The following is a 16,032-nucleotide window of genomic DNA, read 5'->3' as shown; positions in this document are numbered from 1 at the left end:
CATCATTCTCGGCATTATATAGACCATTTCGGGCGAACTAGCCGTTCATGCAGGCGCCTTTGTCGTCGTCCACTTGGGCAAAAGCCGGGGCGGGCCTACTCCTGCGCGCTTGCGTCAGGTCAAACTCCCGCACGGGCCAGCAGCGCCTCGGTATCAACGCTATCACGCTGGGCCGGCGTCAAGAAGCGTTCGGCGTAGTCGCTGTAGATCCGCTGCTCCAGCATCAGCCGGAAGATCTCGGGGTCCAGATGGCCCTCCCGCACCATGTCGGCCAGCGTCGCCAGTGCCCGGGAAAGGGTCATGGCCGACTTGTAGGGGCGGTCCGCGGCGGTCAAGGCCTCGAACACGTCCGCCATCACCATGACCCGCTCCTCGAGGCTGGCGTCCTTCATCGCCAGTCGGCGTGGATAACCGGTACCGTCCATGCGCTCGTGATGATTGCCGGCGATGGCCGGGACCCGACGCAGGTGCGCGGGCCAGGGCAGCGCCTCGAGCATCATGATGGTCTGGACCACGTGCTCCTGGATGCGGAATCGCTCGACCTCGTTGAGGGTGCCGCGGGACACCCTGAGATTGAAAAGCTCGCCCTGATGGCCGGCCAATTCACTGGGCCGCATGTCGAAACGCCAGACATTGTCGGGGTCGTCCGGCGCCACCGCCGGGCGAGAGCGGTGCCAGGGAATCTCGTGACGTGGCAGGTCGGCCAGCAGACGCTCCTCCGCGGGCAGCCTGCGCAGAGGTTCGCGGGACATGCGCTTGAGCTCATCTCGCGATACCCCGAGCCGATCATCGAAGTGCCGCCACCAGCGCCACTCGGCGATGACGGTCAGGCGCTCCAGCAGCTCATCGCTGATGGCCTCGCCCCCCCGATTGGCCTCGGCCACGCATTCAAAGGCTGCGATCAGCTCCTGCTGTCGCGCATGGCGCCGTCGCTCCAGCGTCACCGGATCGCCACCGTGGGCGCGCCCCTGCCAGTAGGCCACGTCGGCATCGCGCCACAGCACCTCGAAGCGGGTGCGAATCTCATGGATACGGTCGTAGCGGGCCTCGAGCTTGGTGGCCTTTTCCATTACCTCGTCGGGGATCGCCAGCTTGCCGCAGTCATGCAGCCAGGCCGCCAGATGGAAGGCGCTGCGGCGGGTCGCGTCGAAGTGAGTCTCGGCGTATACCCCGTGCTCGCTGCGATCGATGCCCTCGACGATCATCTCCGCCAGTACCGGCACTCGTGAGCAGTGGCTTCCGGTATGCGGCGACTTGGCGTCGATGGCATGGGCCACCAGCTGGACGATGCCCTCCAGTAGACGCGCCTCACCACGCAGCAGTCGCCTCAGGTCGATGGCCACCGCAGCCGCCGCCGACACTTCGGCGACGAAGGCACGCCAGTGAGCGTCATCATCGTCCAGCGAGCGCCGCGCCAACGCCAGTAGACCCAGCGTCGCTCCCTCCCGGTTACGCAGCGGCTGCAACAGATAGCCGGCCGCCTCAAAGCGCTCGATCAGCGCTTCGAGCTCGGCCTCGGAGCCTTCCTGCAGTCGCAGCTCCCGACTCCGGGGGTCCGCATCGGGATCCCTCGCCTCCCCCTCCCTGGCGATCCGAGCGAAGCGTCCCTCGTCCTGTTCATCGGCCAGATAGATGGCGCCGGCGCGACTGCCGGTGCCGCGCAGCAGATCCTCGAGGATGCTGGTCAGCATGCGATCCAGGCGTGGCTCGCTGTTGAGCACCCGGGTGATGCGTCCAAAGCCCTCGATACCACGCGCCAGCCGGCGCAGTGCCACGCTGAGCCCGCGCACCTCGGTCACCCGAGAGCCGACACCGTCGCAGGCGGAAAAATCGTAGCGCCCGAGCGCCTCGACCTGTCCGGACAACTCCCGCAGCGGACGCCCCAGTCGTCGTCCCAGCAGCACCCCCAGCGGCAACAAGGCCAGCGTCACGATCCCCGCCAACAACGAACTCTCCAGCATCATCTGGCGCACATCGGAGGTCAGCTCGTCTTCCGGGACGGCTGCAATCAGCCGCGTGGCCTCGCCCCCCAGGGTGACAAAGGGCAGCACCAGCCCCCACCACTGGCGACCGTCATGGGACAACCGCCGCGGTGGCTGGTCGACGTTCGTGGTCAACAATTGCGCCAGCACCGGCATGGCCAGATCCTCGAAAGAGGACAATTGGCGGGCGTTGCCGGGCCCAGGATCCAGTGTGGCGTCCAGGGTGGTCGCCAGCGCCTGGCCGGAGGCGGTGACCACCGCCATGCGTGTCTGCGGCGTCAACCGCAGGTCATCCAGGCCGACGCCGAGGTCCCGCGAGGCGACATCCAGGCCGACCACGGCGTCACCGCGGCGGCGCGCCATGCTGATGCCGATTTCGCCAGTGTTGAAAAACACATAGGGAGCGGTCAGGAAAGGAGCGTCACCCTCGGGTGCCTGCTGAAACCAGGGACGGCTGCGCGGATCGAAGAAGTACTGGTCGAGTCGCTCGCGCCCGAGCGGAGCAAGCGATGGATCGAACAGATGCCATTCACTCTGCGGTGGCTGGCCAGGGCGTGCATCCACCACCAGCGCCAGGTAGGCCGCGTCCTGGCCGCCGCTATCGACCAGGTCGGGACGCTTGCTCTCGAGCATGCGATCCACCGCGCGAAACATCAGGAAGTCGCCGCTGCCATAGCCGATGTAGACGGCGTCGACCAGTCGATGGGCTTCCAGCGCCGCCCTCATCAGCGGCAACGCTGCCAGCCGGCCGTCCCAGTCGTCGGCCTCGCCCGGGGCCCCGTTGGCCAGCATGTCGATGGCCACCCGTGCCGGCCTCACCAGCGCCTGGGTGCGCGCCTCCAGGGTGTCGACCAGCTGAGCCGAGGTCTCTTCCAGGGTCGCCCCCAGCGTGCGCTGGGACTGGTGCCAGGAGAACCCCAGCAGCGCCACCGCCATCACCACCATCACCCCGACGATAACGATACCGATCAGCCACTGCACCGGAATGACGAGACGATGGCGGTACATGGTCGGACCTCTCGTGACGAGGCAAACGGGACTTTCAAGCGTGACGAAACGCCCTAAGCCGAAAGGGGTAGCGCTCTCTCCACTATATGTGCAGATCTGCAGACGCGTATCCCGAACACAGCAGCAGGCTCCACGTTAGGTCAACGCCGAGCTCGGGCCCGGATGGCATCGATATCGACCTGGTCGATCTGTCGGTCGGCCACAAAGGTATCGGCGTAGCGCCGCCACACGCCGCTATCCAGCAGCAACTCGAAGACCGCCGGGTCCAGGTGGCCGTCCTTGACCATGTCGGCCAGGATCTCCAGCGCGCGGGACAGCGGCAGGCCATTCTTGTAGGGACGATCGGAGGCGGTCAGCGCCTCGAACACATCCGCCAGCGCCATGATTCGCTCTTCCAGGCTGGCCTCGCCGAGTCGCAGCCGCCGCGGATACCCCTGTCCGTCCATGCGCTCATGGTGATTGCCGGCGATCTCCGGCACTCGCTTCAGGTGAGCGGGCCAGGGCAGAGACTCGAGCATGATGATGGTCTGGATCACGTGCTCCTGCATGCGGAAGCGTTCGACGTCGTTGAGGGTGCCTCGGGCGATGCACAGGTTGTAAAGCTCCCCCTGATGCTCCGCCAGGGACGGCGGCTCCATCGAAAAGCCCCAGTGATTGTCGGGGTCCTCGGGATGCACCGGGGGACAGGGACGCTGCCAGGCAATGCGATGACGGGGCAGATCGGCAAGCAGACGTTCTTCTGCAGGCAAGGCGCGACGGGGTTCTTCGGCCATGTTGTCCAGTTCGGCCCGTGACAGCCCCAGGCGGTCATCGAAGTAACGCAGCCAGCGCCACTCGCCGATGGTCTCCAAGCGCTGGCAGTCGGCCTCGCTCATCGCCTCGCGGCCATGGTTGGCCTCGGCGACGCAGGCGTAGGCCTCCTGCAGCTCCTGGCGCCGACGCTGCAGTACCTGGTCAAGCTTTGTTGCTTCGCCCCCCTGGGCGATGGCGCGCCAGTAATCGAGTTCGGCGTCTCGCCACAGCACCTCGAAGCGGGTGCGGATCTCGTGGATCCGGTTGTAACGGGTCTCGAGCTTGGTGGCCTTCTCCATGATGTGGTCTGGGGTGGTCAGCTTGCCGCAGTCGTGCAGCCAGGCCGCCAGGTGGAAGGTGGCGCGCTCTTCCTCGCTGAGGTGAACCGCAGCAAAAGGGCCCTGGCGCGCCCGGTCCACTTCGTCGATCAGCATCTCCGCCAGTTGCGGTACCCGGGTACAGTGTCCCCCGGTGTGGGGTGACTTGGCATCGGTGGCCCTGGCGACAAGCTGAATCATGGCGTCCAGCAGACGCGCCTCGCCCTCGAGCAGGCGGCGCATGTCGATGGCCACCGCCGCCACCGATGACACCTCGGCGACGAAGGTGCGCCACTGGTCATCATCCTGACCACCGTCCCGGTGCGCCAGCAGCAGTATCCCGAGACGCTTGCCGGCGCGGTCGCGCAGCGACTGCACCAGATACCCTTGCGCCTCCAGCGCTCGCCGCACCTCCAGCAGAGGGCCCGAGTCCTGGTCGACCTCGAGCGTCGCCGGCAAGGAGGCATCGCCCCACCCCTGACCCGCCTCGGCGACCGGCGACAGGCGGCCAGAACTGTCCTCGTTGGCCAGATAGATGACCCCGTGGTGGCTGCCGGTGACGTTCAACAGCTCATCGAGGATGCCGTCGAGCATCACGTCGAGCCGGCGCTCGCGTCCCAGCATGCGATTGATGCGCCGAAACTCGCCGACGCGATGCACCAGAGTGTCCAGCGCACCGGACAGGTGAGCCACCTCGCGCACCCGGGAGTCGACCCCGCGATAGGCATCGAGGTCGAACTCGGAGATGGTCCGTACCTGCTCGCCCAGTTCGCGCAGTGGGCGCCCGAGTCGGCGACCCAGCAGGATGCCGAGTGGCACCATCAGCGTCACCAGCCCCAGCGACAGCAACAGACGGTGCCACAGGGATTCACGCAGGCTCGCCATCAGCTCCCGCTCCGGCATGGCCACCAGCAGCCAGGCCAGTCGACTGCCGAGCATGTCGAAGGGCAGCGCCAGCCCCCACCAGTACTGCTCACCACAGAAGTAGCGGACCGGCGTCGCCAGCACCCCCTGATCCTTGAGCTCGATCAACGGCGCCTCGCCCAGATCCTCCAGCGAGGTCCCCGGCAACAGCGCCGCATCCTTGTCCGCGTTGTGGGCGAGCACATCGCCCTCGGGGGTAGTGATGGCCAGCAGTGACCCCTGGGTGGTGGCAAACGCATGGATTTCCTTGCCGAGATCCGCGGAGGTCATGTCGATGCCAAGCACGGCGCGTCCGTCACGGGATCGCTGGGACAGGGTGACGCCCTGCTCACCGTTGGTGAAGAAGGTATAGGGAGCCGATAGCTGCGGGCCGTACTCGTCCAGCGCCTGACGAAACCAGGGTCGATCGCGCGGGTCCAGGCCGTGGCTCTCGATGGCGATGCGACGTAGCTCCCTCGCCTCATCGTCGAGTACCTGCCAGTAGCCAGCCATGCCTTGCCGCCTGTCGCCGTGCAGGATCAGCGCCAGGTAAGTGCCACCGGCCAGATTCAATGAGTCGGATACTGCCCCGGGCGACAGTCGCTCGATGGCGCGAACCATCAGAAAGTCGCCGTTGTCGGAGCCGATGTAGGCGCCTCCCAGCACCTCCTGGGCGTCGACCACCGCCGCCAGCATGGGCAGTAGATGATCGCTTCGGGCACTGTCGAAGTTCTCGATGCTCGTTTCTCTGCTCAGCACACCGAGCATCGCCCTGGAAGGTTCGATCAGCGAGCGGGTCTTGACCTCCACCGTCGCCGACAGCTGCTGGCTGGATCGCTGCAGCGCCTCGACCAGCGAGTCCCGAGCCTGATCCCACGACTGCCACAGCAGCAGACCGGCCATCATCAGCGTCATGCCGACGATGGAGGCAGCGATAAGCCATTGGATCGGGAGTTCACGGCGGGCAAATAGAGGCATTGAAGGACTCGAGGGTGGCAGTCGACCAGCAGTGACGACTACCTATCACTCTATGCCAATTCAGCCGCTCTGGAGCGGGGGGCAACTACCCCATATGCACTACTTCGCCCACATCTTTCGTCTTGACCCTCGCCCATGGCGGCCGTGCCTGCCCAGACGTTCAGGTCAGCAGCCGCGTCATGCCCAGCCACACCAGACGCAGCGACAGCGCGGTCAACACCACCCGGAATCCGGTGTCGAAACGCCGCTCCGACACGTGATGCAACAGGCGCAGTCCAAGCCAGGTGCCCAGCACCCCGACGCCGATCATCAGCAGGATCAACCACAGCCAGTCGGCGAACAGGAAACCGGCGACGCCGAAGACGAAGGCCTTGGTCAGGTGCTGGAAGGTCATGCAGGCGGCGAAGGTGGCCACCGTACCCTGGCGGGAGTTTCCGGTCTGCTTGACGAAGGCCGCCACCATGGGCCCACTGGCGCCGACAAAGCTGGACAACAGGGTAGTGACGGCGCCGGCGATCAGGGTGCCCAGGCGACCCAGGGCGCGCTTGGGCAGCCCCGGCCCCCACAGGGTATAGAGCACAAAGGCGGCGATCGACAGCTCCAGCACCCCGCTGGGCAGGCGAATCAGCAGCCAGCCGGCCACCAGGGCGCCGACCAGGGCTCCGGGGACAAAGGTCGCCAGCAGCGGCCAGTGAACGTATCGCCAGCTCATGGCCAGGCGTCCGCCATTGGAGCCAAGCTGGACCATGCCATGCACCGGGATCAGTGCCGCCGCAGGCATCACTTGGGCCATGGTCATGATCAACAGGGTGCCGCCGCCCACGCCCAGCGACGCGCTGATCATCGAGGTGACACCGGACAGCAGGATCAGGCCGAGACTGACGAGGGGGGACAGCGGCGAGATGGCGGCGAGCCACTCCATGGCGACAAACTCCTGAGACAAGAAAAGCCAGAAGCTTACCTTTGTGTGCCACGGCTCGCACTCGCTGAGGACCCGCCCGCCAACATCGCCTCGCTACCCGCAATGCCAACGCCAACGCCAACGCCGATCGATCTTCCGGGCGGAAGATCGATCGGCGCGGGTACTTTCCGTAAAGGCAAGAGCCGTGACGACAGGATCAGCGATGGGCACATTCAGCGGCTGATACAGAGAGGCTCAGGCCAATCATCAGGATCAGCGTTTCAGGCCAAGCGCCACCAGGGATTCGCGCTCGCGGCGGGCGTAGAGCTCGAGTTCATCGCGCACCGAGGCCCCCAGCGCCGCCTCGAAGGCGTCGCGGTTGGCGTTGCCCTGCCCCACCGCACTCTCCTCACCGCCCAGGTTGGACTGGAAGATGCCCGCCGCCGACACCGGCAGGAAGTCCTCGTAGGTCAGCGGCTCGGCCACCACCTTGCCGGCGGCGATCTGTGCCTCCACAGAGGCGTCACCGTCGAACTCGTCTACCGCACGGTAGACGAAGTAGGCCAGACCCTCGCGGCGCAGGGTGGTCTCGTCATCGGGGAAGTCGGCGAAGACCTCGGCCAGGCGAGCCTGATGGGCGGCGTTGTCCAGCCCCTGGGTCGCCTTGCGGGCCTCGCCCAGCAAGCGGTCATACAGGGCGCGGCCCTTGGGTGTCAGCGCCACGCCACGCTGCTCGATCTCGCCAAAGCGGGCGGTGTGGCTGCCCTCGGCGTCACCGACAAAGCGGGTGGTCTCTTCCAGCGCCTTGAAGCTGGTCTGACGCAGAAGGATCGGACAGGCGCGCCGGGGCGGGCCCTCGATCACCGCCTTGGGCGTCATGCCATGCTCGGGCATCCGGCGCTGGGCTTCGTCGATATCCAGGGTCCGCGGCGTCAGGTGATTGATGTGCGGGCCACGGAAGCACACCACGTCGGCGATCAGACGGTGGGCCGAGTGCAGCCGCTCGTAGGTGGCGCGGTCCACGGTGGCGTCCTGGTGCCAGCGGAAGGTCTCCAGGGCTTCGGCGACGAAGCGCTTGGCCTGTTCCTCGGTGAGGCCACCCTGCTGCTCGAAGGTAGCGATCTGTTCACGCACCCCCGGGGTGAAGATGTCGCGCTTGGCCAGGATCTCGCTGGCCAGGGTGCGCAGCTCGACGTCCTCGATCAGCTCGAGGCGCAGCAGCGAGGTAAACAGGCGGAAGGGATTGCGCGCCAGGGCCTCGTCGGTGACCGGGCGAAAGGCGGTGGAGTGCACCGGCACCCCGGCCTCGGACAGGTCGTAGTAGCCCACAGGGAACATCCCCATCACCGCAAACAGGCGCCTCAGGGTGGCGAGTTCCTCGGCCGTGCCCACCCGGATCGCACCGTGACGCTCGACGCCCAGGCGAGCGTGCTCGCCGCTGGCCTCGAGCCGCTCGGCCAGCGCCGGATCAGCCTCGAGGGTCTGCCGATTCACCTGCTCGACCAGTGACAGCAGGGTGCCGTACTGGGGCACCTCGGCCTGGTACATGGCCGACATGGCAGAGGCAAAGCGGTCACGAATCTCGTCGGCGGTCACAAAGTCGGAAGACATCCGGGCTCCTATCGGTTGGCAGGCGGTGATGCCACCGATAAGACCAGAGCGGGGAGGCGGCGACAAACGAAAATTATCGCTGGTTGTATTCCTTCAAGGAATGCCACGGCGGTGGTCGCCGCCATCGCTCTCGACACTCCGCGCCTTTATCGGCGCAGTCTTTCTCGCAGCGACGCCATGGGAGCCACCCCGCGCTACCAGTCCTCCAGCTTATGTGCCCCGCTGCTGTCGCCCCCGTCCGCCTTGCCGCGCTCTGCGCGAGCAAGCGCGCGGCCAGGGCGCCTCAGTGCCCCAGGATCTGACTCAGGAACAGCTGGGTACGCTCCGAGCGCGGGTTGTTGAAGAACTCCTGGGGCGGCGCCTGCTCGATGATCTGGCCCTGATCCATGAAGATCACCCGGTCGGCCACGGTCTTGGCGAAGCCCATCTCGTGGGTCACGCAGAGCATGGTCATGCCTTCCCGGGCCAGCTCGATCATCACGTCCAGCACCTCCTTGATCATCTCCGGGTCCAGCGCCGAGGTGGGCTCGTCGAATAGCATCACCTCTGGGCGCAGACACAGCGCGCGCGCGATGGCCACGCGCTGCTGCTGGCCGCCGGACAGCTGGCCCGGGTACTTGTGGGCCTGGTCGGCGATCTGCACCCGCTCGAGAAACTCCATGGCGGTGGCCTCGGCCTCGCGCCGGGGCTTCTTCTGCACCCAGGTCTGGGCGATGCAGCAGTTGTCGAGCACCGACAGGTGAGGGAACAGATTGAAGTGCTGGAACACCATGCCGACGTGCCGACGGATCTGTTCGATGCGCTTGACGTCCTGGGTCATGTGCACCCCGCCCACGGTGATGCGGCCCTGCTGGTGTTCCTCCAGGTGATTGATGCAGCGGATCAGGGTGGATTTGCCGGACCCCGAGGGCCCGCACACCACGATGCGTTCCCCTGGCTGCACGGTCAGGTCGATGTCGCGCAGCACGTGGAAGTCCCCGTACCACTTGTTGAGGCCGTCGATCTCGATCATCGGCGTGTTCGAATCCGCCGTGGTCGCCGCTTGAGCAGACATGGCTGCCTCCCGATCAAATTTGTTGTTGTGGGCCGTCAATGGCCGGTATGTAGACGCCGTTCGATATATTGGCTGTAACGTGACATGCCGAAGCAGAAGATCCAGAACATCAGCGCGGCGAACACGTAGCCCTCGGTGGCGAAGCCCAGCCAGTTGGTGTCGGTGAGCCCGGCACGGATGATCGCCAGCAGGTCAAACAGGCCGATGATCAGCACCAGTGAGGTGTCCTTGAACAGCGCGATGAAGGTGTTGACGATGCCCGGGATCACCAGCTTGAGCGCCTGGGGCAGGATGATCAGGCCCATCCGCCGCCAGTAGCCCAGGCCCAGCGCCTTGGCGGCCTCTTCCTGGCCTCTGGGGATCGCCTGCAGGCCGCCACGCACCACCTCGGCCATATAGGCGCTCCAGAAGAACATGATGCCGATCAGTGCGCGCAACAGCTTGTCGAACTCGACCTCGCTGGGCACGAACAGCGGCAGCATCACCGAGGCCATGAACAGCACCGTGATCAAGGGCACGCCGCGCCAGAACTCGATGAACACCACCGACAGGCTGCGCACCAGCGGCATCTGCGAGCGCCGGCCCAGCGCCAGGATCACCCCCAGCGGCAGTGAGCCGACGATGCCGACGATGGCCACGGTCAGGGTCAGCATCAGCCCGCCCCACTCACGGGTGGGCACCGCCGGCAGGCCGAAGTGGCCTCCCAGCAGCAACAGCCAGGCGATCACCGGAAAGCCGACCAGGGCGAAGATCACCACCCAGCGCTTGGCCGGCAGTCGGGGAATCATCAGCCAGGCGATGGTGGCCACCAGCAGCGCCAGGGTGATATCGACGCGGTAGCGCTCGGTCTCGGGGTAGAAGCCGTAGACGATGGTCTCGAAGCGGGCGCTGATGAACACCCAGCAGGCGCCCTCGCCGGTACAGGCTTCGCGGGTGGTGCCGATCCAGTCGGCGTCGATCAGCGCCCACTGCACCAGCGGGGACAGCGCCCATACCAGCACCGCCAGGGTGATCAGCGAGACCACCGAATTGAGCGGGGTCGAGAACAGCCGACTGCGCAGCCAGCCGGTGACGCCATGGCGTGCCACCGGCGCCGGGCGGGCGGCGATCATCGAATGCTCGGTGGACGCGGCCGCCGGCGCCACCTCGGGCTCACTCGGGGGGTGCACCGGGGACTGGGAAGGAGGTGTGGGACGCTCGGTCATGGCAGCAGTCCTCCAACGAAGACAGACAAGCGGCTCATGGCAGAGCGCATGGTTGGCGTATTCATCTCAGCGCTCCTTGAGCAGGGTCCGGGCGTTGTAGACGTTCATCAACGCCGACACCACCAGACTGATGGTCAGATAGACCGCCATGGTCATGGCGATGATCTCTATCGCCTGGCCGGTCTGGTTGAGGCTGGTACCGGCGAACACCGCCACCAGGTCGGGATAGCCGATGGCGGTCGCCAGCGACGAGTTCTTGATCAGGTTCAGGTACTGACTGGTGAGCTGCGGCACGATCACTCGCATCGCCTGGGGGATGACCACCTTGCGCAAAGTGATGTTGCCCGGCAGGCCGATCGCCCGGGACGCCTCGATCTGCCCCTTGGGCACCGACTGGATCCCTGAACGCACGATCTCGGCGATAAAGGAGGCGGTGTAGATCGACAGCGCCAGCCACAGTGCCATCAGCTCCGGGATCACGGTGATACCGCCGGAGAAGTTGAAGCCCTTGAGCGACGGCACGTCCCAGGCAAGCGGGCTGCCGCTGGCCACGAACACCAGCAGCGGCAAGCCAATGATCAGGGCGCTGCCGAGCCAGTACACCGGCAGCGCCTTGCCGGTACGCTGCTGCAGCCGTCTGGCGTAGATACCAAGGGCCACCACCGCCAGGATCGCTACTACCAGCGCCAGCTGGGTCAGGCCGAAGCCTGGCTCGGGCACCGGCGCCGGCACCATCAGCCCGCGCACGTTGAGAAAGAACGCCTCGAGCAGCGACATGCTCTGGCGCGGACTGGGCAGGGCCTGGAGCACGGCGAAGTACCAGAACAGGATCTGCACCAGCAGCGGGATATTACGGAAGGTCTCGACGAAGGCCGCCGCCAGGCGAGCCAGCAGCCAGTTGGGCGACAGCCGCGCGATACCCACGGCGAAGCCGATCAGGGTGGCGGCCAGAATGCCGAGCCCGGACACCAGCAGGGTATTGAGCAGCCCCACCACGAAGGTGCGGGCGTAGCTGCTGTCGCCAGAGTAGTCGATCAGGGTCTGGGGGATCGAGAACCCGGCGCGCTCACCGAGGAAGTCGAAACCGGTGGTGATGCCCCTGGCCTCAAGATTGGTCAGGGCATTGCCGATCATCATCGCGATCAGCGCGGCGAGGCCTGCCAGCAGCAGCGCCTGGATGATCAGCGCACGAAAGGCAGGACGCCGCCATAGCGGCGTCCGTTCGATAGGGGGCGTGGACATGGGCGAGCCTCTTGCTGGACGACGCTTGCCTCCGGCCCGTCTCGCGGCCGTGGGCATTCACCCGCGAACGGCAAGTGGGCCGGCGCGCGACGTCGTCGCTCTATCCGTCATGGGTCGGACGACCCCGGCCATGGCCGGGGTCGCAGCGGACAGTATCAGCGGATCGGCGGGGCGTAGAGGATGCCGCCTTCGTTCCACAGGGCGTTCATGCCACGGCTGATGCCCAGCGGTGAGTTCTCGCCCACGGTATCGGCGAACACCTCACCGTAGTTGCCCACTTGGGAGACGATGTTGTAGGCCCAGTCGTTGGTCAGACCGAGCTGCTCTCCGTAGGTGCCGTCGACACCCAAAAGGCGCGCCACCTGGGGATTGGGCGGATCATTCTTCATCTGCTCGGCGTTGTCGCTGGTGATGCCCAGTTCCTCGGCATTGACCATGGCGAAGACCGTCCACTTGACGATGTCGAACCACTGGTCGTCACCCTGGGCGACCACCGGGCCCAGCGGCTCCTTGGAAATCAGCTCGGTGAGGATCTCGACGCTGTCCGGTTCCGGCAGCTGCAGGCGCAGGGCGCTGAGCTGGGAGGTGTCCGAGGTGAGCACGTCACAGCGCCCGCTGGCGAAGCCCGAGGCGGTCTGGTCCGGGGTATCGAAGGTCACGGTGTTGATGTCGATGCCCTTGGCCGGGAAGTAGTCCGCCAGGTTGAGCTCGTGGGTGGTGCCGGACTGGATACAGATGGAGGCGCCGTTCAGATCCTCGAGGCTTTCGATGCCGAGATCCTTGGCCACCATGAAGCCCTGACCATCGTAGAAGGTGGTCGTCGTGAAATTGAGGCCCAGGGAGTTGTCCCGGGTGGCGGTCCAGGTGGTGTTGCGCGAGAGCACGTCGATCTCGCCGGACTGCAGCGCGGTGAAGCGCTCCTTGGCGGTCAGCGGGGTGAACACCACCTTGTCGGCGTCGCCGAAGATCGCCGCCGAGATGGCGCGACAGGTTTCCACATCGAGTCCCTGCCAGTTGCCGTTCTCGTCCGGCGAGGAGAAACCGGACAGGCCGACGTTGACACCGCATTGGAGTTCGCCGCGGGAGGTGACTTCGTCCAGGGTGGCGGCCGAAGCACTGCTCGTCACGCCCAGCGCCGCTGTGGATAGCGCGGCGAGGGAGAGGGTCAGCAACGTCTTGTTATTGTGTCGCATGGATTCAACTCCAGTAATGGATGAGCGTTGTACGCCCATTCACTATCCGAGCCTCGGCCGGCGTGGTCAATGCTGGTGTCGACGTTTGTTTTAAACGATGGATTGAAGGTTGATACCAGGGTCCCATCGAAAAGAGGCCCAGGAGGAGCGTGCCCGCTGGCACGCCCCCTCCGGGCAAGACGCACTGACCTCCACCACGAGCACGCCTTGTATCAGGACAGCGCCACGTCCTTGGGCGTTGTCCGAAAAGCCGCCGATCGCAGGCACTTTTCACATAGGCCTCTAGGCGCTGTCCGAAAAGTCGACGAGCGAAGGTTAGACAAGGCAAAAATCGGTGAGAAAGCGCAGTTTACGGGGTGTAAATGAGCAATTTGATCCGATTTTTAACGCCGTATTACCGAGCGCAGGCACTTTTCAGACAAGCCCTAGTGCGAGGTGCCTTCTTCATAGTGGGTCTTGTTCCACACGTTGTACTTGCCTGACGGCTTGTCCATCGGCACCCGGGTGATCTCCTCGAGGCTATCGGCGTCGTAGGCGATCACCGCGCCGTCGCGCTCCCACAGGCTCAGCAGCAGGGTCTCGCCGTCGCGGTCGAACTCCACGTGGGCAGACGTCTTGCCCGGCTCCGGGATCAGGGTGCGCACGATCTCGAGGCTGTCCTTGTCGATCACGTGGACACGATCACGGTTGGGCCCGAAGAACACGTCGGTCCAGGCGTAGCGGGAGTTTTCGTGGCTGCGCATGAAGAAGCCCGGTCCGTCGGTATGCAGCGTCTTGATCAGCGAATAGTCGTCCATGTCGATGATCGAGACTTCCGGCTTGGCCAGGTGGGGAATCGCCATCACCCGACGTCCGCCGGTCTCCCAGGTGATGCCGGAACCCAGATGGGGCATGCCCGACAACGGCAGGTCGGCCAGCTTGTCGCCGCTGTCCAGGTCGATGACCATGGCCCCATCGCCACCGCGGGAGGCGCCGATGACGCGGCGGTACTCGGGGTCAAAGAAGAAGTCGTCGAGGTAGTCCGGCACCGGCAGACGCCGGACCTCGAAGCTCTCGCCCCTGGCCTCCAGAGCCTTGCGCGCGGGATCCAGCGGCTCGTCCATATGCCCCGTGGCCACCACCGCTTCAGGCGCCACCGGCCAGGGGATCTCCCACAGCTCCTTGACGTCCTTGAGCGCGGCGATAAAGCTCGAGCGCGGTGGCGCGGCGTAGACGGCGCTGACCCGGGAACCGTTGCCTTCGGCGTCGGCAGCAGGATAGACCCGCATGGGATCGAGCTGGTGGGCGTCGAACAGCACCAGGTTGCCCGGCAGGGTGTTGGCGGCCATCACGTAGCGGCCATCGGCGGACACCGCGATATTGCGCATATTGATGCCGGCGCGAACTTCGGCCACCACGGTGAAGTGGTAAAGATCAAACTTGGTGATCCAGCCATCGCGGGAGCCGAAATAGACGTAGCGGCCGTCCGGGCTGTACTTGGGCCCGCCATGCAGGGCAAAGCGGGTGGGGAAGCGCGCCAGGCGCTCGAAGGTGTCGCCGTCGAGCACGCTGGCGTGGTGATCGCCGGTCTCTACCACCACGAACAGATTCTGCGGATCGGCGTCGAACTCAGGCGTGTCATCCAGGCTGCCAGGAGGATGCGACACCACCTGGCTTGCGCGGATATCGTCTAGCGTCCAGTCGGGGGTCACCGGCGGGTCACTCAGCACCCAGTCGCTCAGCGCATCGACCTGGGCCTCGGCAAGCGTGTCGGTAAAGCCGGGCATCTGGGTCGCGGGGCGGCCATCGGCGATCACCCGACGAACCTCTTCGGGCTTGATGCGCCCCAGGTTCTGGGGCAGCAGCGCCGGCCCCATGGCGCCCAGACGATCGGCGCCGTGGCAGCTGGCGCAGTGATCCTGATAGAGCTGCGGCGGAGCCGAATCTGTCGCCTGCGCCTCGGCCGATACTGGCATCAAACCCAGCATAAAACCCGGCACCAGCCCCGGCATCAGCCCAATCAGGGCCGCGCCCAGCAGTCTTGCCGTGTTCATGCCACCGCCTCCGCCACCGCGTCCATATCGAGCCGCCCGGCCAGGGACACCACCTCGCCCACCACGATCAGGGTCGGCGGCCTTAGCCCCTCGGCCTGAATGGTCTCCGGTAACTGGTCCAGGCGAGTGATCACCCGGCGCTGTTCCCGGGTGGTGCCGCGTTCGATCAGCGCCACCGGGTGGTCGGCGGGCAGACCGTTGGCGAGCAATTCGCCTTGGATCAGCTCGGCGTTGGTCAGCCCCATGTAGAACACCAGGGTGTGGTGGCGACTGGCCAGCGAGCGCCAGTCGAGATCGAGACTGCCATCGGCGCGGGCGTGGCCGGTGACAAAGGTCACCCCCTGGGCGTGGTCACGATGGGTCAGCGGGAAGCCGGCGTAGGCGCTGCAACCCTGGGCCGAGGTGATTCCCGGCACCACGCGAAAAGGGATCTGGTTGTCCACCAGCATCTCGGCCTCTTCGCCGCCGCGCCCGAAGATGAAGGGGTCGCCTCCCTTGAGGCGCACCACCCGTTTGCCGGTGACCGCCAGGCGCACCAGCAACTGGTTGGTTTCCTCCTGGGTCAGGGCGTGGCAACGCGCCGCCTTGCCCACGTAGAAACGCTGGGCCGCCTTGGGCGCCAGCGCGAGCACCTCCGGCGACACCAGACGATCATAGACCAGGCAGTCCGCCTGGCTGAGCAGGTAGAGCGCGCGCAGGGTCAAAAGGCCTGGGTCACCGGGGCCGGCGCCGACGATGGCCACCTCGCCGGAGGCGAGCGGCGCTTCGCCGAGCTGGTCGTAGAGGGCTTGCAAGGACATGGTGATCTCCCGT

At 65.9% G+C, this 16,032-nt stretch carries 10 protein-coding genes; all 10 read right to left on the bottom strand.

All coding sequences use genetic code 11. The features are described 5' to 3' along the window. Positions 1–119: 119 nt before the first annotated feature. Positions 120–2,990, bottom strand: a complete 2,871-nt coding sequence (locus C9F12_RS22920) for an HD domain-containing phosphohydrolase (RefSeq protein WP_108448660.1) — start codon at positions 2,988–2,990, stop codon at positions 120–122. 140 nt (positions 2,991–3,130) lie between these two features. Beyond that, positions 3,131–5,980 (bottom strand): HD domain-containing phosphohydrolase, encoded by a 2,850-nt coding sequence (locus C9F12_RS09120; RefSeq protein ID WP_108448659.1) that lies wholly within the window; start codon positions 5,978–5,980, stop codon positions 3,131–3,133. 160 nt (positions 5,981–6,140) lie between these two features. Beyond that, positions 6,141–6,902, bottom strand: coding sequence for a sulfite exporter TauE/SafE family protein (locus tag C9F12_RS09115; RefSeq protein WP_108448658.1), 762 nt, complete (start codon positions 6,900–6,902; stop codon positions 6,141–6,143). Positions 6,903–7,154: 252 nt separating this feature from the next. Next, complete coding sequence (locus C9F12_RS09110; RefSeq protein WP_108448657.1) at positions 7,155–8,492, bottom strand: VOC family protein; 1,338 nt, start codon at positions 8,490–8,492, stop codon at positions 7,155–7,157. Between the two features lie 283 nt (positions 8,493–8,775). Next, positions 8,776–9,504, bottom strand: coding sequence for an amino acid ABC transporter ATP-binding protein (locus C9F12_RS09105; protein WP_045993549.1), 729 nt, complete (start codon positions 9,502–9,504; stop codon positions 8,776–8,778). A gap of 77 nt (positions 9,505–9,581) precedes the next feature. After that, a complete protein-coding gene (locus tag C9F12_RS09100) occupies positions 9,582–10,658 on the bottom strand; it encodes an amino acid ABC transporter permease (protein ID WP_045993550.1) in 1,077 nt (358 codons plus the stop codon). A gap of 159 nt (positions 10,659–10,817) precedes the next feature. After that, the gene (locus tag C9F12_RS09095; protein WP_108448656.1) at positions 10,818–11,993 is read right to left on the bottom strand and encodes an amino acid ABC transporter permease; all 1,176 of its coding nucleotides are present in this window, start codon (positions 11,991–11,993) and stop codon (positions 10,818–10,820) included. A 155-nt stretch (positions 11,994–12,148) separates the two neighbouring features. Beyond that, the gene (locus tag C9F12_RS09090; protein WP_045993511.1) at positions 12,149–13,186 is read right to left on the bottom strand and encodes an amino acid ABC transporter substrate-binding protein; all 1,038 of its coding nucleotides are present in this window, start codon (positions 13,184–13,186) and stop codon (positions 12,149–12,151) included. 425 nt (positions 13,187–13,611) lie between these two features. Continuing rightward, entirely contained in the window at positions 13,612–15,219 is a 1,608-nt protein-coding gene (locus tag C9F12_RS09085) for a nitrite reductase (RefSeq protein WP_108448655.1), read from the bottom strand. Further along, on the bottom strand, positions 15,216–16,019 hold the full coding sequence (gene cobA, locus C9F12_RS09080) for a uroporphyrinogen-III C-methyltransferase (protein ID WP_108448654.1): 804 nt from the start codon (positions 16,017–16,019) through the stop codon (positions 15,216–15,218). Before cobA ends, C9F12_RS09085 begins: the two co-directional genes overlap by 4 nt. Positions 16,020–16,032 lie beyond the last annotated feature (13 nt).

The organism is Halomonas sp. BN3-1, from assembly GCF_003056325.1.
In the GTDB taxonomy this organism is placed as follows: Bacteria; Pseudomonadota; Gammaproteobacteria; order Pseudomonadales; family Halomonadaceae; genus Halomonas; species Halomonas litopenaei.
The sequence above is the reverse complement of the archived record's forward strand: the minus strand, read 5'-3'. Positions and strand labels throughout refer to the sequence as shown.

Coding starts and splice junctions, on each gene's coding strand:
- cobA (WP_108448654.1), bottom strand. CDS start 16,019: ATGTCCTTGCAAGCCCTCTACGACCAGCTCGGCGAAGCGCCGCTCGCC.
- C9F12_RS09105 (WP_045993549.1), bottom strand. CDS start 9,504: ATGATCGAGATCGACGGCCTCAACAAGTGGTACGGGGACTTCCACGTG.
- C9F12_RS09095 (WP_108448656.1), bottom strand. CDS start 11,993: ATGTCCACGCCCCCTATCGAACGGACGCCGCTATGGCGGCGTCCTGCC.
- C9F12_RS09100 (WP_045993550.1), bottom strand. CDS start 10,658: ATGATCGCCGCCCGCCCGGCGCCGGTGGCACGCCATGGCGTCACCGGC.
- C9F12_RS09085 (WP_108448655.1), bottom strand. CDS start 15,219: ATGAACACGGCAAGACTGCTGGGCGCGGCCCTGATTGGGCTGATGCCG.
- C9F12_RS09120 (WP_108448659.1), bottom strand. CDS start 5,980: ATGCCTCTATTTGCCCGCCGTGAACTCCCGATCCAATGGCTTATCGCT.
- C9F12_RS09090 (WP_045993511.1), bottom strand. CDS start 13,186: ATGCGACACAATAACAAGACGTTGCTGACCCTCTCCCTCGCCGCGCTA.
- C9F12_RS22920 (WP_108448660.1), bottom strand. CDS start 2,990: ATGTACCGCCATCGTCTCGTCATTCCGGTGCAGTGGCTGATCGGTATC.
- C9F12_RS09115 (WP_108448658.1), bottom strand. CDS start 6,902: ATGGAGTGGCTCGCCGCCATCTCGCCGCTGTCCCCCCTCGTCAGTCTC.
- C9F12_RS09110 (WP_108448657.1), bottom strand. CDS start 8,492: ATGTCTTCCGACTTTGTGACCGCCGACGAGATTCGTGACCGCTTTGCC.